General features: G+C 66.9%; 21 protein-coding genes. 8 read left to right on the top strand and 13 right to left on the bottom strand.

The window, feature by feature from the left end; translation table 11 throughout:
- Positions 1-21 precede the first annotated feature (21 nt).
- From ABZX02_RS06950 to ABZX02_RS06915, 8 genes are all read right to left on the bottom strand, one after another.
- Positions 22-915 (bottom strand): replication-relaxation family protein, encoded by an 894-nt coding sequence (locus ABZX02_RS06950; RefSeq protein WP_355295614.1) that lies wholly within the window; start codon positions 913-915, stop codon positions 22-24.
- A 164-nt stretch (positions 916-1,079) separates the two neighbouring features.
- The gene (locus tag ABZX02_RS06945; RefSeq protein ID WP_355295612.1) at positions 1,080-3,551 is read right to left on the bottom strand and encodes a DUF87 domain-containing protein; all 2,472 of its coding nucleotides are present in this window, start codon (positions 3,549-3,551) and stop codon (positions 1,080-1,082) included.
- Positions 3,552-3,585: 34 nt separating this feature from the next.
- Positions 3,586-4,383 (bottom strand): hypothetical protein, encoded by a 798-nt coding sequence (locus tag ABZX02_RS06940; RefSeq protein ID WP_355295611.1) that lies wholly within the window; start codon positions 4,381-4,383, stop codon positions 3,586-3,588.
- 18 nt (positions 4,384-4,401) lie between these two features.
- Positions 4,402-6,174: a DUF87 domain-containing protein gene (locus tag ABZX02_RS06935; protein WP_355295609.1), complete on the bottom strand. Its 1,773-nt coding sequence runs from the start codon at positions 6,172-6,174 to the stop codon at positions 4,402-4,404.
- The gene (locus ABZX02_RS06930; protein WP_355295607.1) at positions 6,171-7,238 is read right to left on the bottom strand and encodes a PrgI family protein; all 1,068 of its coding nucleotides are present in this window, start codon (positions 7,236-7,238) and stop codon (positions 6,171-6,173) included. Before ABZX02_RS06930 ends, ABZX02_RS06935 begins: the two co-directional genes overlap by 4 nt.
- On the bottom strand, positions 7,235-8,947 hold the full coding sequence (locus ABZX02_RS06925) for a hypothetical protein (RefSeq protein ID WP_355295605.1): 1,713 nt from the start codon (positions 8,945-8,947) through the stop codon (positions 7,235-7,237). Before ABZX02_RS06925 ends, ABZX02_RS06930 begins: the two co-directional genes overlap by 4 nt.
- A gap of 59 nt (positions 8,948-9,006) precedes the next feature.
- The gene (locus ABZX02_RS06920; protein ID WP_355295833.1) at positions 9,007-9,291 is read right to left on the bottom strand and encodes a pilin; all 285 of its coding nucleotides are present in this window, start codon (positions 9,289-9,291) and stop codon (positions 9,007-9,009) included.
- A gap of 122 nt (positions 9,292-9,413) precedes the next feature.
- Positions 9,414-10,352, bottom strand: a complete 939-nt coding sequence (locus tag ABZX02_RS06915; RefSeq protein ID WP_355295604.1) for a hypothetical protein — start codon at positions 10,350-10,352, stop codon at positions 9,414-9,416.
- Positions 10,353-10,720: 368 nt separating this feature from the next.
- Here ABZX02_RS06915 and ABZX02_RS06910 point away from each other — a divergent pair, with 368 nt between their 5' ends.
- The 6 genes from ABZX02_RS06910 to ABZX02_RS06885 all read left to right on the top strand — a co-directional run bounded on the left by ABZX02_RS06910 (position 10,721) and on the right by ABZX02_RS06885 (position 18,720).
- Positions 10,721-11,677, top strand: coding sequence for a hypothetical protein (locus ABZX02_RS06910; RefSeq protein ID WP_355295602.1), 957 nt, complete (start codon positions 10,721-10,723; stop codon positions 11,675-11,677).
- 6 nt (positions 11,678-11,683) lie between these two features.
- Positions 11,684-12,523: a DNA methylase gene (locus ABZX02_RS06905; RefSeq protein WP_355295600.1), complete on the top strand. Its 840-nt coding sequence runs from the start codon at positions 11,684-11,686 to the stop codon at positions 12,521-12,523.
- Between the two features lie 102 nt (positions 12,524-12,625).
- Positions 12,626-13,582, top strand: a complete 957-nt coding sequence (locus tag ABZX02_RS06900) for a tyrosine-type recombinase/integrase (protein WP_355295598.1) — start codon at positions 12,626-12,628, stop codon at positions 13,580-13,582.
- 301 nt (positions 13,583-13,883) lie between these two features.
- Positions 13,884-15,008, top strand: coding sequence for a hypothetical protein (locus tag ABZX02_RS06895; RefSeq protein WP_355295596.1), 1,125 nt, complete (start codon positions 13,884-13,886; stop codon positions 15,006-15,008).
- Positions 15,009-15,157: 149 nt separating this feature from the next.
- The gene (locus ABZX02_RS06890) at positions 15,158-17,080 is read left to right on the top strand and encodes an AAA family ATPase (protein WP_355295594.1); all 1,923 of its coding nucleotides are present in this window, start codon (positions 15,158-15,160) and stop codon (positions 17,078-17,080) included.
- 32 nt (positions 17,081-17,112) lie between these two features.
- Positions 17,113-18,720 carry an ATP-dependent helicase gene (locus ABZX02_RS06885; protein ID WP_355295592.1) on the top strand — a complete coding sequence of 536 codons (1,608 nt, stop codon included), beginning with the start codon at positions 17,113-17,115 and terminating at the stop codon, positions 18,718-18,720.
- Positions 18,721-19,222: 502 nt separating this feature from the next.
- Here ABZX02_RS06885 and ABZX02_RS06880 read toward each other — a convergent pair.
- The 3 genes from ABZX02_RS06880 to ABZX02_RS06870 are packed head-to-tail and all read right to left on the bottom strand — an operon-like array spanning position 19,223 to position 20,960.
- Positions 19,223-19,642: a YbaB/EbfC family nucleoid-associated protein gene (locus ABZX02_RS06880; RefSeq protein ID WP_355295590.1), complete on the bottom strand. Its 420-nt coding sequence runs from the start codon at positions 19,640-19,642 to the stop codon at positions 19,223-19,225.
- Positions 19,643-19,659: 17 nt separating this feature from the next.
- Positions 19,660-20,634 carry a hypothetical protein gene (locus ABZX02_RS06875; RefSeq protein WP_355295589.1) on the bottom strand — a complete coding sequence of 325 codons (975 nt, stop codon included), beginning with the start codon at positions 20,632-20,634 and terminating at the stop codon, positions 19,660-19,662.
- On the bottom strand, positions 20,631-20,960 hold the full coding sequence (locus ABZX02_RS06870) for a hypothetical protein (protein WP_355295588.1): 330 nt from the start codon (positions 20,958-20,960) through the stop codon (positions 20,631-20,633). Before ABZX02_RS06870 ends, ABZX02_RS06875 begins: the two co-directional genes overlap by 4 nt.
- Positions 20,961-21,336: 376 nt before the next feature.
- Here ABZX02_RS06870 and ABZX02_RS06865 point away from each other — a divergent pair, with 376 nt between their 5' ends.
- Both ABZX02_RS06865 and ABZX02_RS06860 read left to right on the top strand, forming a co-directional pair.
- On the top strand, positions 21,337-21,843 hold the full coding sequence (locus tag ABZX02_RS06865) for a YbaB/EbfC family nucleoid-associated protein (RefSeq protein ID WP_355295586.1): 507 nt from the start codon (positions 21,337-21,339) through the stop codon (positions 21,841-21,843).
- Between the two features lie 17 nt (positions 21,844-21,860).
- Complete coding sequence (locus ABZX02_RS06860; protein WP_355295584.1) at positions 21,861-22,694, top strand: hypothetical protein; 834 nt, start codon at positions 21,861-21,863, stop codon at positions 22,692-22,694.
- Between the two features lie 31 nt (positions 22,695-22,725).
- Here the strand turns inward: ABZX02_RS06860 and ABZX02_RS06855 are convergent, their stop codons facing one another.
- Together ABZX02_RS06855 and ABZX02_RS06850 are read right to left on the bottom strand one after the other, a co-directional pair.
- Positions 22,726-23,022: a hypothetical protein gene (locus ABZX02_RS06855; protein ID WP_355295582.1), complete on the bottom strand. Its 297-nt coding sequence runs from the start codon at positions 23,020-23,022 to the stop codon at positions 22,726-22,728.
- A 6-nt stretch (positions 23,023-23,028) separates the two neighbouring features.
- Entirely contained in the window at positions 23,029-23,289 is a 261-nt protein-coding gene (locus ABZX02_RS06850; RefSeq protein WP_355295580.1) for a hypothetical protein, read from the bottom strand.
- Positions 23,290-23,827: the final 538 nt, after the last annotated feature.

The following is a 23,827-nucleotide window of genomic DNA, read 5'->3' as shown; positions in this document are numbered from 1 at the left end:
CGCGATGGCGATCTTCACGGGTCACCTCCCGAAGTTGCTGGTGGGCGGTGGTGGCGGAAGCGGCTCCGGCGCGGCCAGTGCTAGAGGTGCCCCGCGGTTCGGGACCGTGGGCGGGGCCGGTGCCGCTGGCGGGGTGGCCTGAGGCCAGAGCTGCGCGAGCTCGGCGAGCCTCAGGCGGCCGGGCCGTCGCGAGGTTGCAGTAGAGATCGGTAGCCACCTGGCAGCAGCCGGATCTCGCTCAGCCGTGACGTCCGCGGAGGTGGTGGCCGCCGGCACGAGCTCAGGGCGATCGAGCTGGGCCAGAGCGGTGGCGAGTGTGCCGCGTGCGCTGGTTTCGCGGCTGTTGGTCGGTAGCCACACAAGGACCGGGGTGCTGATTCCTGTTGCGGTTGCGAGCTTCTCGTAGTCGTGGAGCTTGCTGCTGAGGATGCCGAGGACCTCGGTGCCGAAGTCGAACTCCAGGAAGAACTCGATCTCGTGGCCGTCTTCCCGCCAGCGGCCGTATGCGTCGGGGCGAACCATGTCGCCGAACAAGCGCATGCAGCGCAACTCCGACCACCACGCGGTCAGCCGGCCGTCGGCGCCGCGCTGCTGGCTGAGCGCGACGAGGCTGGCGAAGAAGCCGTTGACCCCGACGGTGTGAGCCAGGCGCAGGGAGTACGCGATGCCCAATGCGTCTTCGTGTCGGTAACCGATCTTCTTGGGGTCGAGGCCTTCCTCGTAGGCGAGGGCGACCGCGCCGGCGATGTCGAGCACGTAATGCATGGGCGCGGTGCCCTTGGTGATGAACGGTTGGAAGCGGTCGACGACGCGCCACGTGAACAGGTCGCGCAGACGGTGGTTGGCGGCGCGTTTGCTCGGGTAGCAGAGTTCGATGATCTGCTTTGAGGTCAGGACTTTGTGTTCGTAGAGCATCCTGGCCAGCCATCGGTCTCGTGGCGTGAGCCGCCGGGCCAACTGCGCGTGGTGTTCGCCGGTTGTGGCTGCTCGAGGTGTGGGGCGTTGGGGCATGTGCCCTCGTAGCGTCCGTTGAGGGGTGGGGTTCGAGATCATGGAACGCACCTCCCATGAGTAGGGGACTAAGTGGCGCGGCGTGGATCCACAGTGGACGACTTCGTCTCGACGGCGCCCGAAGCCGGTGGACGTGTGTTCACCCTCGCCGCGTTGCGGATGGCTTTGGCGCGTCCGGGAATGGCCGGCCTGAGCTTCTCGGTCACCGCGGTGAACGCCGGGGTCTCTTCGCCGCCGACTACGAGGCGGGCCGCGACGTGGTAGACGCCGAGGTTCGCGAGGTCGTGTTCGGAGAGCCTCGGCATGGTGTGCCGCGCCAGGCGTTTGGCGTCTTCCGGTGAGACGTTGAAGTAGATCTTCGATCGGGCGTTCGTGCTGATGCCCTCTTCGAGTTCCTTCGTGAGCTGGTTCATGTATTGGTGCGCGAGGGTGGTGGAGAGCTTGTAGGCGCGGGCCTCGGCGAGCATGTCTTCAGCCGGGTAGGGCAGGTTCAGGAAGTTGTGGCACTCGTCGATGTACAGGCCGCAGTGGCGTCGTTGGGGCTTGGGGATGTTGGCTCGGCGGGTGGCGGCCTGCCAGGTGCGTGCGACGACGATCGAGCCGACCAGCTGTGCGGTTTCCGTGCCGAGGGCGTCGCGGGCGATGCGGACCAGGCAGATTCCGCCGTTGTTGAGCACGTCGTCCATGTCTACGGTGGATTCGCCGCCGGCGATGGCCGCGCGGACGAAGGGGCGGAGCAGGAAGCCGCGGACCTTGTTCATCAGCGGTGCGATCACCTGGGCCCGGTTGGCTTCGGAGAGGTCGTCGTACCAGGTCCAGAAGCCCCTGAGCACCTCGTCGTCGATGTGGTCGCGCGCCCGCTGGCGGAACGCCTGCACGGTGAGCAGCTTGGGCAGGTCGACGAGCGTCGGAGTGCCGGGCATCGCGGTGAGGGTGAGCAGGCTGGCGCGCAGGATGTCCTCGGTGCGTGGTCCCCACGAGGACGCGTAGATGCGGGAGAAGATGCTGACGAGGTTGTCGACCGCGCGGACTTTGTCCTTGCCGTCCAAGGGATTGAGAACTGGCGGGCGGGATCTGGAGTCGGCGTCGAACAGCACGACCTTCTCTCCGAGTTCCTCCGGCAGCCTCATCAGGAGGTCGGAGACGAGGTCGCCCTTGGGATCGATTACCACGACGCCCCTGCCGGCTTCGGCATCGGCCAGGATCATCTGCGCCATTAGCTCGGACTTGCCGGAACCGGTGGCCCCGAGCAGGTGAACGTGGTGCGTCGCGTCCGCGACGTGCAGGCCGACGGGGCGGGAGTGGCCGGAGTCGGAACGCCCGATCGGTTTGACGTGCTCGCCGACGTCGGCGATTCCTGGCGGGGGCGGGGCCGCCTTCGCTCCGGCCCGTTGCAGGCCGGGAGTGGCCTCGTCGACCGGCAGGTGCGCGATTGCTGCCAGCTCGCGGATCGAGAGCAGGTCACCCTTGCCGAACCGGCGATCGGCCAGGGTGGCGGCTGGGTGGCGGAGCCGGACCCGGCGGTAGTAGTTGTGCTCGGAGTACGCGGCGAACGCCGAGGCGATCGCATGCCCACGACCACGCAGAACCTCACGCACCGCTTGAACTTCGCCTGCGGTCGCGTTCGCTGGCACGGTGGTGGTGACCGCGTACCGGATCCGGGTCTCGAACTGGTTCGCCCGCAGCTTCTCAACGACAGCGCGGTCTTGAGCGGCGTGCTCCAGGCTGGCCTGCCGGTCGACACCGTGGGTCCGATGCCTTGGTGACGACTTCGGCGTCTTGCCCGGTGTGATGAGGTCGAGGAGCCGGCCGATCAGGTGGGGTGACCGGCCCGCGTGCACGCGGCGGGCAGCTCGACGTGCCTTGGCTACGCGGTGGCCGGCGACCGGGCGGGCAAGGACCTGAACGCATGCTCGCTCGTGCGGTCCGAGCCCGATCGGGGCGCCGAGCAGCGATCGGATCGGATCCACGGGGTGTTCGGTGCGGATCGGCAGTGCCTCGGTCCGTGCGAGCCGCAACTCGCCGCCAACGGCTTCGGCTTTCCGGCCCTTTGGGACGGCGGGCAACGGCTTCGCGGGTGAGGTCTGGGTGTGGGAGCCAGGCCAGGCGGCTTCGATCGCGCGCTCGACCATGCCGGGTGGCACCAGACCAGGTATCCAGAACTGGATCTGGACGCCGTTCGCGGTGAACGTGAGCTCGAAGGCGAGGTGGGGCTGGCCAGAGAAGCGACGCAGCCACCCAGGCCTGAGCAGGCCCACCAGGTTGGACCACATCGTGAGCGCACCGGACGGGTCGACCGTGGGTGGTGCGAGGACGGTGATCAGGCGGGCGTCGCTGACCAGCCGTTGGTGGTAGCGGCGCTGCCAGCGGCGTCGCGCGAGGATCACGCCGGCCGTCGCGATCGCGAGAGCAGGGACGACGACCGGCCCCCACGTCAGCGCGAGTTCGCACAGGTGCGTCAGGACGTTCTGGAACGCACCCAGAGGGTCTCGCAGGTAGTCCTGGATCGGCGAGAAGTGATTGGAGGACAGGCAAAACACGAGGCCTCCCTACGTAGCAAGTGAAGAGAAGCGGTCAGGCGGCATCGGCGTGGCCAGCCGGCTCGGTGTGGTCGACGACCAGCCGCAGGTGTCGACGGCGCCGCGCCGCGATGCGCTCGGTGTCGGCTTCGGCCTGCCATTCGGAGAACCGGCGTCCAGCGAGACGCTTGAGGAAGGCGGGAATCCGGTTGGCAGGAACCCCGACCAGCTGTGGCCCGAGCACCGCGAGCAGGTCGCTGGCCTCCTGGGAGGACCACCCGGCTTCCTCGATCGCGGCCTCATTCGGGAACACGTCGGCCACGCGGTCGACGTCCGGGTTCAGCGCGGAGTCCTGGGTCCCGCCGTACGAGAAGACCCACAAGAAGTTCGGTGGCGGATCCGGCTCGACGAGACGACGGAACCGGTCGACCTCCTTGCTGTAGGCGTAGAAGTTGGTGCCGGGTCGAGCGAGGCAGATCCGCAGCCAGGCCTGGAGGTAGGCGTCGGAGAAGAAGTCGCCGCTGTCGTGGATCCGGATCCACGCGCCGCGGAACTTCGCGGCGCCCAGCTCGGCGACCATCGCGGCCTCCCAGCCGGGCAGGTCGTCGAGGACGAACATCAGGTTCGCGTGGTGCTTTGCGCGGACGACGGGCCACGTGTAGGTGCCGTGGCGGGCGTAGCAGGCCTGGGCGCAGACGCCTGCGCTTGGGCAGGTGTTGTAGGTGCGGCCATCTGGAAGTCGACCGGCCCAGGCCGGCAGTGACCAGTTCCACGCGCCGATCTGGCGCATTTCGCGGTTCTGGGTGAGAAGTCGAGCCGGCCGACGACCGGCCTCGGGCGACGAAGCAGGCATGGGTGTCCCCTCGGAGTGCTAGGCGGCGTCGAGCTCGACGAATGCGGATTCGATGTCCGCGGCGGTGCTGGGCATGGCGGCGACCTCGGTCGGGTCCGACGTGACCAGGTAGTGCTCGGCGGGGGAGGCAATCGCCTGGAACGCCACCCGTTGCGTTCCGGTACTGAGCAGTCCTTGGCCTTGGTCGGCGGACAGCAGGAACTGGCGTTCACCCAGGGAGAGGTTGAAGACGCTGCAGATCTCGTCGATCGCCTGCGGGGCCTGCCGCAGCAGGATCTGCGTCGCGGCGTTCGCGACGACCGCCTTGCCCAGGTGCGACGCCAGCAGGTCCAGGGCGTCCTGCGAGATGGCCACGAGGCCGGCCTTGTGCTTCCTGAACGTCTTGGAGGCGCGGAACAGGAACTCAGCGCCCGCGCGCTCCTTCATCAGCAGCCACGCCTCGTCGACCACCACGAGCCGTCGCTTGCGGATCGCAGGGTTGGAGACCTGGCGCCACACCGCGTCCAGTGACAGCAGGGTGCCGATCGGCTTGAGCTCGTCGGACAGGTCTCGTAGCGAGAAGACAACCAGGTGCCCCTCTGGACGGGTGGTGGTCGGTCCGGAGAACAGGGTGGAGAACGAGCCGGTGACGTAGGGCTCCAGCCCCGTCGCGAGCTGAGGCGCGTCTGTTTTCGCGAGTGCCTCGGCGAGGTCGGCCAGCAGGGGCGCTGGGCGCGTCCAGGTCCGCGGGTCCGAGGTGATGCCGGCGCGTTGGTACGTCGCGGTGATGGCCCGGTCCAGCACTGCCCGTTCGGCTGGTTCCAGCTCGCGGCCCAGCAGCACCGAGACGACGGTGTGCATGAACAGCGATCGCCGGACAAGTGCGTCACGAGGTGCGGTTCGCCGCCCGTCGGGGCGGGTGTGGATCGGCAGGTCCATCGGGTTGAGCCGGACCTGGTCGGCACCGAGGCGGACGTGCTTGCCGCCGACGGCTGCGGCCAGCCGCGCGTACTCGTCCTCGGGGTCGATGACGTGGACCTCGATCCCGCGGTACAGCGAGCGCAGCAGCTCGAGCTTCACCAGGTACGACTTGCCCGCGCCGGAGCGTCCGAGGATCACCGAGTTGTGGTTGTCCAGGGCAAACCGATCGTGGTGCACGAGGCCTTGGCTGCCGATGTTGAAGCCGTAGAGCACGCCCGTCGGCGCACCGACCGAGGTCGGGTCGGGAGGTGGCAGGTCGGGGGAGGTGAACGGGAACGCCGAGGCCAGCGCGCTCGTGTCGAAGGTGCGGCGCATGCCGATCAGGTCCAGGCCCATCGGCAGGCTCGTGACCCAGCCCTGCAGACTCCTGTAGGTCGTCGGCTTGCAGTCCAGCAACAACGACGCCGCGAGCGAACGCACCGCGGACACCTCGTCGCTCAGCGCTTCCTCGGTGGGCGCGTGCACGGTCAGGTACAGGCCGAACCGGTACAGCTTCCCTTCGCCGCGGGCGACGCGCGCGGACAACTCGTAGGCGTCCTCGGTGGCCGCCTCGACGTGCGGGTCGATCAACCGGCCCTTGTCGCTGGTGTGCCGACGCCCAGACTCCAGTTTGGACAGTTGCTTCTTGAGACGGCTGGCCGCGGTGACGGGGTCGATCGGCTCGATGTGCAGCGAGACGTCGACCCGTCCGGGATTGGTCAGCAACGGCTGCAACCAACCGGGATGGACCTCGCGCGGGTAGCCGGTGACCGCAAAGGACGCGAGCCACTCGCCGCCGACTTCCAGGGCGCGCGGATGGACCGAGAGGGCATCAGGGGTGAACGTGCTCATCGGTGATTCCTCCCGACGGTGTCGAAGTCGTCGTCGTTCCACTCGGGTTCCGGCGCGGTGGTGATGACGTCATCCGATCCGGCGAGACCGGCGTCCGGCGGAATCAAGCTGTCGGGGTCGCAGGCCGAGGCAAGCACCCCGGTCGCCTGTCCGGAGTCCAGCGGGGTGACCACGATTCCCGCGGGTGACAGCAGTTCGGCAGCCTCGCCGAGTCGACGAGCGAGCCTGGTTTCCGCGGCCCTTCGAGCAGGTTCATCAACTACCTGGGCCCGCTTGGCGGCCTTGCGTTTGGCCATCAGCGCGGTGAGCGGGGAGACACCACCGAGGCCGTCGGTAGGACCAGCGGCGAACAGCGGCTCGCGCAGGACCAGCAGAACCTGACGCCGTAGCAGTTCGGTGGCGCTGCCGAGCTGGTCGAGGTACTCGGCGTGCTCGAACGCGGCCTGTTCCAGCGCAGGGTGCGGCAGTCCGCCGGCCTGTCCGCGGAGCTCGGCGATCTGACCGGACAGATCGAGCCGTTCGGTGCGCACGAGCACTTGAACCGGGGCGGTGAGCGAGTGCAGGTACCGGCCGAACGAGGTGACGAGGGACTCCTGCTCGGTGTGCGTGCGCAGGCTGAAGTTGACCGTGGAGCACACGGCGACGACCGCGACGCCGTCCTTGCCGAGGTCGATCACGCCGGTGTCGGTGATCCCGTCGGCAGGAAGCCGCAATGCGGCGGGAGAGGGCGTTGCGGCATTGCCCAGCCACTCCGGAACGTCGCGGATGCCTTCGGGTGCTGCGACTCGGTGTCGCGGGGTAAGCCGCTGCCGCAACGCGGCGAGCACGAGCCGATCCAGCGTGACGCCGTCGCGCTGACCGAGCGCGAGGAACGCGGCAGTGGCGCCGATCGGGATCGCGACGACGAGGAACACTGCCAACGGCACGAACGAGCGCGTGGCGGTGTACGTGGCGTACAGCACGATCCCGGCGACGGAGACGATGAGCAGCTGCCGCGCGGTGAGCGGGCCGAGCACGTGGTCCTCGCGGTCGACGTCCGAAGGAATCCTGACGGGCTGACTCATTTCCCTTCGCCTCCTGAGGGCTTCGGTGCTTGGAACACCGGCGGTGCAACGGAGTGGGTGCGCCGACGGGCATCGCCGATGCGCGGCGCGGGCTGCGCCTCCCGGAACACCGGCGTTGAAGGCGCAGTTGCCGACTTGGCCATCGGTGGTTCAGGCGGCGGCTGAACTGCCGGGCGGAACTGCAACTGCGGAGGCACCGAGGCCACGCGGACCGGCTTCACCGCCTTGGGCGCGGCGGTGCGACGGCGAGGTCCGCCGGCAACCTGGAACTGCGGGGAGCTACCGGGCTTGGGGCCTCGCCGCGGCCGAGTCATCGGCGCGTCCGGCGCGGCGGCCGAGCTGAACTCCGGCTGCGTCGGCCCGAGCGTCGCCGGCATGACGGCGGGATCGTGGATCGTGTGCTGAGGTTGGGGTTGCAGGAACTTCGGATCCTGGGACGGCACCCGCGACCGACGAGCGGCCCGCAGGCGTTCCGCGTCGTAGGACTCCTTGAGGCGCTTGGCGACCATCTCGGGAGTCGAGGCGAAGCGAGGCTGTGCCGGCCACCGAGGATCTGCGGCTGCGGTGCGGCCGGCCGTGCTGCTCGACCGCGTCGCGGTGCGAGCTCCAGCCGCAGAGGCCCGGCCACCACCGACCAGCGCCATCGCTTTGCCGAACGCGAACGCGTAGGCCAGACCACCGAGGAACGAGCGTCGTCCGCCTCCGACTCGCACCTGGTTCATGACCCAGCTCGGGATCTTCACCAGGATCCAGATCAACGCGATCAGGACGATCAGGTTGATGATGCCGTCCGCGGTCGGCATGCCGAAGAAGTCGAAGCCGCCCGGCTCGAGGAACACCTTGAGCGCCACGACCAGCGCGAGGCTCTGTCCAACCTGGATGCCGAGCACTCCGGCACCCGAACGCCAGAACCAGTGCGCGACGCCCTCCAACTGCGGCAGGCCATGGCACATCAGCGCGAGCGGCGCGCCGGCCAGCAGGATGGCGGTGAGCCCGACGCGCACGACGTAGCCGACCAGCAGCCCGATCAACAGGATGGTCAGCGCGAGCGACAACAGCCCGGCGAACAGACCACCGTCGATCACAGACTGGCTGACCAACGCCACGAGCAGTTCCTTGACCGATTTGCCGGACGCCTGCGGGTCGAGGCTGTCGCCGAGCACCGCCATCGACGCGGCGTTGGCGAACCTGATGGCCTGATCGCCCAGCAGCAAACTGAGGTTCGCGGCGATGAAGCCGACGGCCACGCGAGGTGCGATCTCGCGAATCGTGTAGCGCGTCTGGAGGCTCTGGTGACTCATCACCAGGATCCCCGCGAGCAGCACCAGCAGCGAGTAGGCCGCGACGACGAACAGCCGGGACTGCTCCCAGATCTCGCCGATACGAGGCAACTGGTCGAGGGTGGGCGTCGACAGGAGAGTGTCGCCGAGCATCTGCAGCAGCCAGTTCAGGGACTCGCCGACCAACAGGTTGATGAACGACGAGAAGCCCTCGTTCACGCACGCCGACAGATCAGTGATGCCGCACTCCGCGCGTTCGGCAGGAGGTTGCTGTGGGCCGACGGTCGGAGGCGGTGTTGTGGTCGGCGGCGTTGAAATGGTTGGAGGCGCGGTCGGTGTCGGCGCGGTGGGCGTTGGCGTCACGGGCTGAGCAGAGGCTGCCGTGGCGAGCGTTCCCAGCAGGCCGATGGCGAAGCACAGCACCAGCAAGCCGACGCACCACCGCGGTGGACGACGTGCCCTTGTTCGGGGCGGGGTGACCTCCATCGTCAGGCACCCACGATCCCTTTGAGGATCTCGACGACCAGCGGCGCAAGGGCCGCGAGCCCGTAGCCCCAGCCCGCGGACCTGAACGCGGACTTGGCTTTCTCGACTTCGCCGGGATCGTTGCCGCCCACGATCCAGCGGGCGCCGCCGATGGACAGGAACACCGTCGCCAGGCCAGCGAGGATTCCCATGATCCAGTTGCGGATGTTGTTGAGGACCTCGTCGACCGACTTGGCCAACGCGACGGCCATCGTGTCGGCACCGGCCACCGAAGCGGACGTCAGCAGTACGAGAGCAGCAGCTCCCGCGACCGCGGCGATGCGCGACCAGTTGGTCAGCGTTGTCGACTGTGGACCGTCGCCGACGAGAGCGTTACGCGAACTGCGTGCGGTGGCAGAGAAACGATCGATCAGGCGCATTGGGACCCCTCCGAAGGCCGGGCTGTGCGCGGGTGTGTCCCGCATCCCTGAACTCCGGAATTCGTGTCCGTTTTGGACACGCGATCCTCAACTGCTTGCTCCGAATCGCCTTCGAAGGCGGCCACGAAGGGCGACAGGGAAGACAAGTCGCGGCTTGGTCGGACCGGACGCGCAAGGGCTACCGATGCAGCCACTTGGTCGGTGAGCGGGTCGGTCGGATCGGCCTCGACGACGGCCTCGCGGAGGTAGTCGACAAGCCGGAGCTCGGCGCGCTTGCGGGTCTTGTAGACCGCCCACTCGCCGACCTCGTGCTGCGCGGCCCAGTCCGCGACGGACACGTTCTCCAGCCGAGTCGCACCGATCAGTGCGGCCTCGATCTGGGTCAGAACTCCGTCCGCGACCGCGCGGGCGAGTACCAGATCTGGATGTCCCCACGGAGCGTGCGGCGGTGCCGATCGGAATCCCGGCGCGACCGGAGTCGGACTCGACAACGCCTCGGAAAGAGCCTTGTGACCAGAGCGGTAGGCGGACCATCGCAGCCGCAAGATGATCCGCGGCGGACGCAGGTCGATGGTCGACAGCGCTGCGAGGAAGCCGCGCAGCACCTCCGCGTGAACGTCAGCCGGATCGCCGGCGAACCGGTCCGACAACGTGACCGCCACCGACGTCAGCGCGGGCAGCGCAACCCCCACGGCCGCGACGGTCCAGGTCGCTCCTTCCGTCCTGGAACGGAGCACCAGGTGCGCCCACACCGCGTCCCGAGTCGCCTGCGAACAGCGGCGTGCCAACAACCGGTCGCGGACCTCGTCGAGCGGGATGTCCCGGCCTGGGAGCCCCGTGAAGAGTCGACCGTTCAACGAGACCGGGTGTGGCCCGGTGACCAGCCAGTTGAATGCGTCCCGCGCGATGTCCAACGAGTTCGTGGTCATGTCTTGACTCCTGCAAAGTCGATGCGAACAGCAACGACGTCAGGAAGCCACGAGTGATACCAAGGAAATACCAAGACGCTATTAGGCTGAGAGTAGAAGGTCTCGACATGGCTACTAGCTGCCGCTACGGGAGCCTTTTTGTTGCGTCTCGGGTCGGGCTCCAGCACATGCGCTGAGCTGCGAATTCAGTGACCTTCTAGTTGTTCGCTAGCTAGCTCGTCAGTGGCGCACGCGGTCAGAAAAGAATCTTGACGCAGTGGTCTGGGTCAGATGTCGATAAATTCGGGTGACGAGTCCAAAAGGAAGCGGAAAAGCGGAGTTAAGGGGTGTCAGCTAACGCGCCACCGTCCCGTCGGAGGAGACACGCGATGACCCCAGCACACGGAAACAAGTCTGCCGAAGACGACTCCGAGAACCTCAGCAAGTCCCACCACGAGCCTGCCCTGATCCCGCTGCCCCGGACACGGCGAACACGTTGGCGGCGAGGCTTGCCCTTCGTGCTCCGCAATATCGTTTCCGGTCGTCCGAGCACCGTCTGGCCGTGTGCCCAGGACGATCTCGGCGAAGTCACCGGATTGCTCGCAAGCTGGTTGCTGACCGCGGTCGTGAAGATCGTCACCACCTACTCCCAACCCGGTCAACGAGTGCTTCTGCTCGAACCTGCGGCCCGCTTCACGTCAACCGGACTGCGAACGGTGCGCGGCAGCCAAGGGCAGCCCCGGTCCGGCCCGTACGCCGGGCTGCACGAGGCTGGATGGACAGTGGTCCGACTAGGTCGAGGCGTCCAGTCGCAGACCGTCGTCCCGAACCCAGAGCAAGAAGGTGCACATCTCGGCGCGGAGTCCGGACGCGGACTGACGGAGTCCGTCAGCAGTCCGACTGTCGACGGTCTCGCACGACCGTCGGCCCACACCAACCGCGGACCGGAGTCGGCGCCGCGTCGCGTCAGCTCGGACCGTTACGACCTCGTCATTGCGGCGGCGGAGCCGCAGGCGCTCAGCTGGTTCCTGCCCGCAGAGTGGGGTCATCTGCTCACCCCGACAGGCGTCCTCGCCGTCATCACCCGTGGTGACCGAGCAAGCCACCGATTCGCCGACCCGGCCGACTTGCTGGTGCGCGCTACCCACTCTGCGGGGTTGCTCTACCTCGACCGAATCGCCCTGCTGCGCACGCCGGTTCGAGACGGCGCGCTCGTCGTAACTACGCCGGCTGGCCACGTCCGTTCGCGGACTTCAACGAGCCCACCGACGACACCGGTTCGGCACGTCCAGGTGCACGACGACCTCCTGGTGTTCACCCGCCAGCCGACCAACGAAAGCGGGTGAGCTCTCATGCCCGAACACCTCGCGCCTCCGCTGTCGGTCTGGCCGACTGGGCAACACGACCCGTTCGCACAGCTGCGTGAGACCGGCCTCCTGCCTGGCACCGAGACCGACCTGGAGCGGATTCCGCCAGCTGTCGCGGCACACACAATCGCGACCTACACACACCTCGGCGACCTCGTCCTGGATCCAGATTGCGGTGCGGGCACCGTCCTGTCGGAAGCGCTGCGCGCCGGACGACAAGCGTTCGGACTCACTGCCGATCGCCGATGGTGGACCCTCGCGCGAGCCAACGTCACTGCCGCCAAGCGCGCAGGCGCTTGGCGGGATGGTTCGGTTCTCGACGCGCGACCGAAAGCCTTGGAGACGGTTCGAGCTGCCGGTCTTTCGGGCCGGGTCGGACTGATCCTGACCGCCGTGCGCACCGCGTCGGGCCGCATGGCCGGCCCCGGCGACGACCCGATCAAGTCCACCGTCGCCAACCTCACCACGACCTTGCGCTGCTGCGAGCCGCTGTTGCGTTCTGGCGGGCACGTCGCGGTCGTCGCGCAGCCTTACCGTCGCTCGGACGATTCCCTGGTCGACCTGACCACGCGACTAGTCGCGGCCAGCACCGCAGCTGGGTTGGTGTTGGTCGACCGGTGCATCGCGCTGACCGCCGAGCTGCGTGACAGCCGCCTGGTCACCCGAGCTTCGCTCGTTGAGCGACGCAGGTCTGCTCGCACATCCGGTTTCCCGACCTCCCTCGTGGCCCACCGCGAGGTGCTCGTGTTCCAGCGTGCCCACGATGTTGAACTCGCTGCTGCGGCCGTCGAAGTCGGCGCGCCTGGCTGGAGGCGAGCAGCATGACGGCACGCATCGATCCTCATGTGTGCGTTGGCCGGCCTGAGCTCGGCGGCCGGCGCAATGTGGAACTACACCGAGCTGCACGACGACGCCAGGTGGTCCGCGATGGCGCTTGAGCTGTTGCGCCTGACGGCTGGTCTGTCGCGGACGTGGGCAGGTTTTCTCCGCGACTGGGATCGAACGCTTCGGGCAGGCAACTACCCCGAGACCACCCGCTACAACTACCTGCTCGCCGCATCCCAGCTCGCCGGCTACCTCGCCGGGGAGTGCTCAGAGCCGCACGCCGCTGATGCTGGGGAAGATCCCACTGAGGTCCGCAAGGAACACGTTGAGGCGTTCCAAGCGTGGATGGTCGAGACCAGGTCGGCTGCTACCGCGCTGAACAAGCACAAAGGACTACAGCAGTTCTTCAAGTGGTTGATGCACGACGAGGAGGAGATCGATCGTTCGCCGATGGACCGAGTAAGGCAGCCCAAGACGCAGAAGAAGCTGATCCCAGTCATTCGGGACGACGACACGAAGAAGGTCCTCGACACCTGCAAGGGGAAGACCTTCGTTCAACTGCGTGATGAGGCGATCATCCGGCTCTACTACAACACCGGTGCGCGTCTGTCCGAAGTCGGTCGGCTGGATCTTGTTGATGTGGACTTGAACCTGGACTCGGTCCACTACCAGGGCAAGGGAGGTAAGGAACGACGGGTTCGCTTCGGTCCGAAGACCGCCCGCGCACTCAGTCGGTACCTGAGAGCACGCGAGCGCCACGTCGGTGCGGACTTGTCGGCCCTGTGGTTGGCGGAACGCGGACGGCGGCCGTTGGCACCGAACGGAATCAAGATAATGCTCAAGCGCCGCGGAGTTGCTGCTGGCTTGTCTGGGATACACGCGCACCGGTGGCGTCACAACTACGCCCACGAGTGGAAGAAGGCCGGCGGCGACACCGGCGACCTCATGCTCCTGCTCGGGTGGACGTCTGAAGACATGCCTCGGCACTACGGCGCCAGCGCCGCGGCCGAACGGGCACAGGACACACAGCTTCGCCTCGGGATCGGTGAAAATGTCTGACGATCAAGGGAAGGCAACGCCAGATGGCCTGACTGCCGCGCAACGAAGCTTCCGAGCGCGCATCGCCGCGCACGCCTCTTGGGCGCAGACGTCTGATCGAAGTGCGCGTACAGCGCCTGCGACGGACGGCTTCCTCAGGCGGTTCGAGCAAGAGGTCGATCCGAACGAGGAACTTCCAGCCGAAGTGCGCCGCGAGATGGCCGTTCATGCGCGGACCTCTTACATGTTGAGGCTGGCGCGACGTTCCGCGGCCGCGCGGCGTCGGCGCAATTAGCTGGCGGTGATCCGCCAAGATGGCGGCATGACGAAGTACGCCTTCGACGACGAACGCCGGGCCCTGATCGCGATGTGGGAGACAGGTGACGGCTGTTTGGCACGCACAGTTGCGGTCTTGCCGTCATTCGTCGACCGAGAAGGCGCGCTCCGTCTCGCGGCGAGTCTGACGACGCTGTCGCACATGGCGTGGTGGACCTATACGCACCCGGCAAGCGCTGTGGAGAGCATCGAACCGAACAGCGAGGGATGGCGTCGTCAGGGCGAACGGGAGGCTTTCGTCGAGGTGCTCGACCACTTGAGGAAGCCCTACCTGCCTGACGAGCAGGGTTACCTCGTTCAATCACTCGTTCGGGTGGAGGAAGCGGCGCATCGAGTCGGACGCGCCTCCCATGCGATCGGCGATCAGGAGCTCACGGACGCGGTCGTCGCGGACGTCCAGCAGGAGTTGGCTGCCGTCGAGCAGGCGGAACTAGGTGACTTCTCGGGTCGCGCCCGGCAAGCGGTTCAGCTGAGCCGTGCAGACGCTTCGCCACTTCAGGTCAATGCCGCGCACGACTACCTCAACGCGCATCCGCTGTGGTCGAGCAAGCTCTTCGAGGAGGTTGATCCCACCGCTGCCGCGGTGGCTGCGGCGCACTGGTTGCTGGCTGCCGCGGAGATCGTCAGCGAGGTGTCGGGTGTCAGTCCTGCAGCCGTCGTCATGGAGGCGGACAACATCGAGGCGCTAGCCGTGGAGACACCGACTTTGGTGTTGGAGCGTCTGATAGTCGGCGAGAGCCCGCGGCGAGTTGTCGTCGATCTGGTCGCTGGAGCGATGGCCGCTGCTGAAGGCAAGCTGTCCGATCCGGACGGCCTGGTGGACGCGATCGAGCAGGCGAGGGCGCAAGCTGAGCAGTACGGACCGGGCGATGAAGAGCTCCTTGCCGGACTGATGCCGCGAGTAACGCCCCTCGATCCGGCTCGTCCTGCGCAGGACCTTCTTGAGGACCTGTTGGACGGGATCCGAGGGTGTTGGCTGCTGTACCGGTCACACGCTGAACTCGGTGACGAGGTGGATCTCGACAACGAAGCTGCCGATGAAGAGATCGATGAGGAGTTCTTCGCGGCCGTTCGAGAGGAGGCCGACGCCAAGCGTGATCGACTCTTGTAGAGGACTGCTGCGCTGGCCGGGATATGCGCGCGTAGCGGTGAGGATCTAGTCCTGCTCGTCCAAACGGACGAATCGCCATCGAGGGCGTTAACGCGGCCGGACGTTACTCCGAAGGAGGCGATACATCGGGCAAGGCGGGAGGGAAGGGCATGAGGCTGAGACGTCTGAGGATGAGCGGCTTCCGGTCGGTGGGACCGGAGCCGGTCGAGCTGACCTTGGAGGAGTCGACGTTCCTGCTCGGCCCAAACGGCGCGGGTAAGACAGTTTTTCTACATGCGTTGGCTCGTATGTTCGGTTCCGAGCGCGGCTTGCACCGGTTTCACCGTGACGACTTCCATGTCCCGCTTGGCGAAGCGCCTGGAGCCGTCGCCGAGCGGGACTTGTGGCTCGAAGCTGAGTTTGTCTTCCCTGAACTCACAGCCAGCCAGGCATCTCCAGCCGTGGCGTCCCACTTCGCGCATATGCGCATGAGCGATGCCGATGGACAGTTGGCGGCGCGCTTTCGTCTGAGTGCACACCTCGACGAGAACGGCGAGATCAGTGACACATTCGTCCACGTCCTTGCTGTCGACGACGATGACGAACCGACGCGGACTGTAGTAGCCAGTCCTTACAACCGCGGCACCATCCAGGTTCACTACCTGCCTGCTCGGCGTGACCCTGCTGATCACGTCTCGTATGCCGCTAACTCTCTGTTGGGCCGCCTGCTACGGGCCGCAGACTGGAGCGCGGAACGGTCCGGCGTCGGGCAACTCGGTAAAGAGATCAGCAACGTTCTCGCTGCCAACACCGCCATCAAGCAGCTGATACTCGATCTCGGATCCAAGTGGCGCTCGCTACACTCCGGGTCTTTCCTGACCAGTCCAGGTATGGCCTTCACCCCCAGCGAGATCGAGGGCATTCTTCGGTACATCACCGTTGAGTTCACGCCGGGACCAGGTGCTCAGGTGGTCGACTTCTCCCGGCTCAGCGATGGTCAGCAATCCATGCTCTACGTCGCGCTGGTAATGACTGCGCACACGATCGGCCGGTCGTGCTTGGCCGGTGGTGGTGGCGGCTTCGACGTGGACGTGTTGCGACCACCTGTATTTACGCTGTTGGCTGTGGAGGAACCGGAGAACAGCCTGTCCCCGCACTATCTCGGCCGAATGCTCGCGGCACTGACCGAGATGGCCCGTGGCCAGGACGCCCAGGTCGTCGTCGCGACCCACTCCGCTTCGTTGATGCGCAGAGTGGAACCTCATCAGGTGCGCTACCTGCGACTGAACGGCGCCCGTCACACGACCGTAAGCGTGGTGACGATGCCACCTTCAGCGACGGAAGAACACAAGTTCGTTCGGGAGGCGCTGCATGCGTTCCCAGAGCTGTACTTCGCTCGACTAGTTGTGCTCGGCGAGGGCGACAGCGAGGAGATCGTCGTTCCTCGATGTTTGCGTGTATCCGGCTTGGAGGTTGATTCTTCATCGGTCTCGGTCGTGCCGCTGGGCGGCCGGCACGTCAACCACTTCTGGCGGCTTCTCAACGGCTTGGGCATCCCGCACGTCACGCTGCTGGACCTCGATGTCGGTCGCTTCCAGGGGGGCTGGGGACGCGTCAAGTACGCGGCGGCGCAGCTGTTGAAATTCAAGGGTCCCAACGGACTGGGGGCCACGGCCGAGCAGCTCGAAGGCATCGACACCAGCCAGGACGTGCGTGGTCCTTTTGGCCAGAAGGTGATTGCCTGGCTGGAGGGGCATGGGGTGTTCTTCTCCGCGCCCTTGGACCTGGACTTCGCCATGCTGCAAAGCTTTGCTGACGCCTACGGCATCTTGCCAGAAGAGAAACTGCAGCCTGACAAGGACATCATCGCGGCGGTGCTTGGGGCAAAAGGATCTGCTGTCGCTTACACGGACGGCGAGCAGCTTTTGTTTCCCGCGTACAGCAAGAGGTTTAAGGGCAGTGGAAGCAAGCCCGCCGGGCACATCGCGGCAGTATCCGTTCTGAACGACGGTTTGCTGCTGGCGTCCATGCCCGACCCGATAGGACGCCTGATCGGTCAGGTCCGCGTCACGTTGGAAGGACTTCCCGAGTGATTCCTTCGGATCAATGGCGGCCAGCGGACGACATGACCTTGGAGCCCAACGCGTTCACCGCTGCGACCCGCACTGGTGCGAACCTCGTCGTCACAGCAGGGCCGGGCTCGGGCAAGACGGAGATGCTCGCGCAGCGAGCAGACTTCCTGCTGCGCACGGGCCAGTCCCGCTATCCCCACCGCCTCCTGGCGATCTCGTTCAAGGCGGACGCTGCCAAGAACCTCACGAACCGGGTTCGGCGTCGTTGTTCGCCGCAGCAGGCCGCGCGGCTCGACAGCTACACCTTCCACGCTTTCGCCAAACGCCTGATCGACACGTTCCGTCCGGTGCTCACTGGCGTCGACGCACTCGACCGCGACTACGAAGTCGGCCCCAGCTACCTTCCGCCCCATCAGATCGACTTCCAGAACATGGCACCTCTCGCGACCACCATCTTGGAGCAGAGCGCGGTCGCGCGGGCCGCGCTGCGGCACACCTACGGTTTCGTCTTCCTGGATGAGTTCCAGGACTGCACGTCGAACCAATACGCCTTGCTACGAGCCGCTTTCCACGGCACTGGCGTTCAGTTGATCGCAGTTGGCGACATCAAGCAGCGCATCATGGGCTGGGCCGGCGCCCTTGAGGGAGTGTTGGCTCGGTTCGCTGATGACTTCGCAGCTGAGCGGTTGAGCCTCTACCTGAACCACCGTTCTCAGCCGCGGCTGAGGCGCGTGCAGAACGCGATGGTTCGGCAGATGGAGCCTGCCGATGCCCTTGACGATGGAGCCATTGAAGGTACCGGTGGTGTTGTCGAGGTCCTGCGTTATCCAGACAGTGCAACGGAAGCCCGCGACCTGGCCGACAGAATCCAGGGCTGGATCGTGAGAGATGGCGTACCCGCGGAAGAGATCGCAGTGTTGGTGGCGAACCAGGTCAGGCCGTACACCGAAGCTCTCAGAGCGGAACTGCGTGCGCGGCGAGTGCCGTTTAGGGACGAGACCGAACTTCAGGATCTCGCTTCCGAACCCGTTGCGACGTTGATCCTTGACTACCTCGCGGTCATCACGGAGGACGGACAGCCTGACGCCTACGCCCGGTTGGTGGACGTGGCTACAGGGTGGCACGAAGACGAGGAGATTACTCGTCGTGCTTACTCGGCGATCGGGCAGTTCCTGGACAAGGAGCGAGCCGCGTACCGCGCTGGCTCTTCGGGCGGGCTTGATGCCTCGGCGGACCGGTTCTTAGCGCAAGTCGGCGGCGATGTCCTTGCCGGTCTCGGACCTCAGTACCAGCAGGGCAACCGATTGCAGCAAGTCGTGGACGAGGTTTGGCAGCGGCTGCGGGAGATCCTGAATCAGACCAACGATGTGGGGCTGACGTTGCAAGAGTTTGCCGGTAGCTACGCGGTGAAGCTCATGACGGTCCACAAGGCCAAAGGTTTGGAGTTCCGCAGTGTCGTCGTGCTCGGTGTTGAGCACGAGATGTACTTCGGAGGCGCCACGGCTGCGCGGTCGACCTACTTCGTCGCTGTGTCCAGAGCACGACAGAACCTGTACCTGACCACGGCTGCAAGACGACCGCTTCCCTCCGCCCCGGTTAGACGATGGGACGAGGAACGGAACCCGCACTCCGAGTTCTTGGGGTACGCCAGCACGTCGTAGTGAACTAGGCCGGGAGCGGCAGCTGTGCAGGTCGCGAGCGTAGACGCTCCTGATCGCGAGGTAGAGAAGCAGCGACTCCTTTACTCTGCCGGTTACACTTGGAGGCGACCTGGAAGAACAGGCCGGAGCACGCCGCTCAGTCGTTCCACGACTGGGGGTCAAGGGGTCGCAGGTTCAAATCCTGTCGTCCCGACGGTCAAGAGGGTCTTCGCAGCTCAGATGCTGCGGAGGCCCTCTTTTTGTGATCTTGCCGAGTTCTGCCGGGTCGAGCACGCCGCTCATCGGCCCCTTTACTCGGAAGGCATTCACAATGTCTCTTCTGGACTTGAACAAGCTCTCAATCGGCCCTCCAGGATCCGCGTGTTTTGGACCGGATGCTGCGTTCCGCGAGTCACGCAGAGACCAGTCGCTACAACTACCCCTCGCCGCCGCGAAGCTCCGGCGGCGAGCGGCAGATCACGACCGGGTTGCTCACCGGGTTCGGCGGTCACCCTGACACCTGCTACCAGGCGTCCTCGGACAGCCTCGGCTCAAGCGGCTCCTCTTCTTGTGCGGGTGGCGGAACAGGTGGGGGCATCACGTGCGGCGGTTCCGGCAGCCAGTCCGGCAGTTCATCGATCACGCCGCCGTCGACCAGCGTCGCGTAGAGGTTGCGCACCTCGGCACGTGCCCGTGCCGCCGCCTTCTGGATCGCGGCTGTGACCTGTGCGGTGAGCGTGGCATTGGCTTGCCGCGACGTGCCCAGGTCTAGCGAGGTGAGCATGCCGGTCGAGTCGACCACCACGGTGATCGACCCGTCCGGTGAGCTCGCCGTGCCGGTGATCTCCCGTGCTCTGGCCAACGTGTCCGCCATGACCTTCGTCGAGTCGCGCCGCAACGCGCGCACGTGCATCTTGCGGAACTCGTCCTCGAAGGTGGCCATTGCGAGCTGGCTCCCTGTCAGCCCAGTCGGGCGGAGATGTTCGACGGCTCGGCCTGTTGAGCCTGCTTCTTCTTGTCCAGCCACCGTTCGACGCCGGGCGTCGGGTGCTCGGGCGCTAGCTGGCCCTTGGGGTTCCGGTCGAACTCGCCCATGTCCAACGGTGCCGGCGGCGGTGCCGGTCGGACCTCGTTCAGGTCGGCCAGTTTGTCCGCGACCTCGGTGGTGATCGCGCTCGTCAGGCGTTCCTCCAGCTCACGGCACACCGCGAGGTAGTTGTGCGCGATGTCGGCGAACGACTCGCCGCCGAGCGACTCCTTCGCCGCCTCGGCGCCCGCGTCTGCGATCGCGGCGCCGGTGGCCGCCACGAAGGTCCCCACCAACTCGTCGGCCGGGCCGGTGACCACGGCCAACGCGACGCCCGCGAGCGCGCCCAGTGCGGTGATCAGGACCTTCAGGTCGGATGCCTGGTCCTCCTCGACCTTCTGCCTGAGCGCGTCGATGAACTGGTTGGCGATCTTCAGCCAGTCTTCGCGGGCCGCCTTGATGATGCTGCCGTACGTGAGCACCGTGGCGGCGAGCCTGGTGCCGCGGTCTCGCTCGTCGTTGACGTAGTCCATCAGGGCGCCGCCGTAGTCGGCACACGCCTTCTGCGCCGCGCCGGTCCAGTTGCGGAAGGTGTTGGTGCAGCCGCTCTGGAAGTTCTCCATGCCGTCGTCGATCTCACGGCTGTTGCGCACGAGAGCCTCGTACACCGCGCCGACCTCGTCCAGGGGCTGACCGCTGAGCAGCATCGGCACCCGGAAGAAGTCCTCGTGTGCAACGCCTTGAACAGGCAGCCCCTGCGACAGTTGCCTGGTCCGCTCGAACGGATCGCTGGACTCGACGACCAGGAAGTGCACCCAGGTGGTCATCACCGCCAGCAGTGGGAAGACCCCTCGCACTGCCTCGGTGAACGTCTGGTCGAGGTTGTAGTCGGAGACGCTGTCGGTCACGGGTGCCTCCGGAAGCTCTCCGCGTTGGCCTCCTCGACCGTGCGGTAGGTCCGCACCACGTCCTCCAACGCCTCCTGAAACTCCTCCAAGGACCGCACGGCCGCGCGCTGGCCCTCGACCAGCGCCGCGCTCACCACCCCGTACAACGGGATGATCGCGAGGCCGGCGGGCATGATGGTGAGACCGCCCCCCATCACCGTGGTGGCCGGGTGGTCCTCGATCTTCTCCACGTCCTTCACCAACTGGGTGAAGTGCTCCACCGCCGGCCGGATGTCCTTGCGGATCCCGTTCTCGATGTCCGCGAGATCGGCCTGGAAAGTGCCCATCGAGTCCCCCTCTCGATCGCTCCCGACAGGCTAGCGACGGCGACCGAGATCATTCCGGGTTTGTGGAGAAGTCGGCCGGTCCCGGTCAGCGGGTCAGTGCTCCCGGCCGAAGCCGACGAGCTGCGCGCGAGACCTCGTGTTGCTGGCGGAGATCGTGACGCGATGGCCGGCGTTGCAGCAAGTTTCGCGCGAGCTGGGCGCACAGCAGATGTGACTTGGTGCCTGAACGGGACACGAGGTGCGAACCGGTCGAAAGCACGATCGAGCTCGGAGCACTTGTGGGTGTGACTTGCGTCTGTCCGGTCGTTCGGCCAACGCGTCCGGTACGGCTGTGGAATCCTTTGGGCCGGATGGTCGAGTGTGAGATGGAGTGCTGGTGAAGACGCCCGAGGAGTGGATGCGGGACTTCGAGGCGAAGATCGCCGAGGCGCAGGCCAAGGCCGCGGCCGTCCAGGAGGGACTGGCGCAGGCGGGTGGGTCGGCTTCGTCGAAGGACGGGTCGATCGTCGTCAGCGTCGCGCCCAACGGGGCGTTGACCGGCCTCGAGTTGACCGCGGACGCGATGCGGAAGGCGCCTGGGCAGTTGTCCGGGGAGATCCTGGAGATCGCGCGCAAGGCTCAGCGGGGTGCGGCGGTGAAGGTCGCTGAGACGTTCGGTGCCGTGGAGGGGACCGGGTCCGAGACCTACCGCCTGATCACCGAGTACCTGCCGCCACCCGTGGAAGAAGAGCAGCCGAAGCCTGCGGGCTACGCGTTCAACGAGGAGTACGAGGAGCGCGCCGCTACGGCGCCGCAGCCTCCTCCTCTGCCTGCGCGTCGTCCTGCGCCACGTCCTGACGACGACGAGGACTTCGGCGGCGACTCCATCTTCAAAAAGCACTGACGCCGGCTGGGGGAGAAGTGGCAGAGGAGAACAGCACGACCACGTGGTCCACCGGTGCGGGTGTGGTGGACAGTGTCGCGGGGTTCGTCGACTCGTTGACGTCGGAGTCCGAGGGTGAGGGGCCGGACGTCATCGACGTGGCGCTGGGTGGTGCGGGCGTGGTGGTGGACGTCGTGGCCACGATGGCGAATCCGCTGGGCATGCTGGCGTCGGCGGGTGTCGGGTGGTTGTTGGAGCACGTGGACTTCCTGCGCGAGCCGCTGGACGCGTTGCTGGGCAATCCCGATGAGATCAACGCGAACACCGATCAGCTCAAGCAGGCGGCGCTGCAGATGAAGGTGGTCGCCCAGGAGCACCGCGAGGACTTGCGTTCGGTGTCGGACTGGGAGGGCGATTCGGGGGACGCGTTCCGGCGCGAGATGGAGCAGATGGCCGCCGAGTACGACGCGCTCGGCAAGACCATGGACGGCACCGCGGCGATCTACGCGTTGTCCGGTGCGCTGGTGTGCGAGCTGCGGTCGTTGGTGTTCGGGTGGATTTCCGACCTGATCGGTGAGCTGATCGCGAGCGCGCTCATCGCGGCCGCGTCCGCCGTGGTCACGGCGGGCGGTTCCATCGCGGCCTTCGCCGGGTACGCGGGCACCCGTGCCGCCATGATGGCGACCAAGATCGCGGGCCGGTTGTCGAAGCTCGCGGCGGCGATGGCGCGTTTCGGTGGTCGCATGGCGAAGCTGGCGGAGAAGATGCAGGGCTTGGTCAAGGGGCTCGAGCGGTTCGCGGAGTACGGCGGCTACGCCAAGACCGCGTACGACGCCGTCAAGCCCTACGACATGCCGACCGCCAACGCCTGATGACCGGCCGGACTCGGGGGTCCTCCTCTCATCACGGTGGTAGTTCGCACAGCGGCAACACACCGTCCTCCTCGCCACCTCCGTCCTCGTCGTCGCCCGGTGGTGTCGGCGGACGTGGCACGCGGATGGACCCGGACGCGGTCGAGTCGCTCGGCGGGAAGATCGCCGGTCGCGGCGACCAGGTCCGGGCGGATGTCGCGGGCAAGCTGAACATCAACGCCACGTCGGGCAGCGCGGGTGTCTTCGGCCAGGTGGCGATGCAGCACGCCGACCGCGCCATCCAGACCGCCCGCGGTGGTGCCGAGAAGGCGGCCGAGGCCGCGGACAACGCGGGTCACAAGACCCGGGAGACCGCTCGCACGACACGTGACACCGACCAGTCGGTCGCGTCGTCGATGAACCGCGTCCAGCCGAAGGCTCCGGCCCAGACGTCTTCCAGCAGTTCTTCGAGCAGCACGCCGTCGCCTTCGTCGTCCTCGGGGAACCGCACTTCGGCGCCGCCGTCGACGGTGGGCTCTCCCGGAAGCGGGTCCACCCGGACGCCCGCTCTCTCCGGGCCGGCGGCGAGGGTGCCCGACAAGCCGGGTGCGTCCACGAACGCACCCTCTGGGTCTCCGGTCAGGCCTTCTGCCGTCACGACGTCCGGTGGACCCGGTTCCCGGCCGTCCGTGCCTGGGGCGAGCCCGTCCACCGCCGCTGGTACACCACCTGCGGGAGGCGGAGCGCCGCCGCGGACGCCGAGCCCGGCTACGGGCACCGGGACGGGTGGAGCACCCAGGCCTGGTGGGCCCGGGATGACTCCTGCCGGTGGCCCGCCTTCCGGCCAGGGGCGTGCGCCTGCCGGCCAAGCGCTTGCGGCTGGTGGCCTGCCCGCAGGTGGCACCGGGCCGGGACGTGCGCCCGGCGGCGGGCAGCCGTCGGGTGGCCCCGCCGCCGGTGGGGCTGCTGGTCCAGGACGTGCTCCTGCCGGGGGTCCGTCCTCGGGCCTCGCGGCGGCTGGTTCGCAGGGGCCGCGAAGTGCTGGAGGGCCGCCCATGGGCGGCCCGATGGGCGGGCCGGGACACGCGCCTTCGAGCGCGGCGGGCGGACACGGGCGTGCGCCAGTCGGTGGTGGTCCGCCGGTCGGCCCAGGG

Origin of the sequence: Lentzea sp. NPDC003310 (genome assembly GCF_040610935.1) — a bacterium.
GTDB lineage: Bacteria > Actinomycetota > Actinomycetes > Mycobacteriales > Pseudonocardiaceae > Lentzea.
The sequence above is the reverse complement of the archived record's forward strand: the minus strand, read 5'-3'. Positions and strand labels throughout refer to the sequence as shown.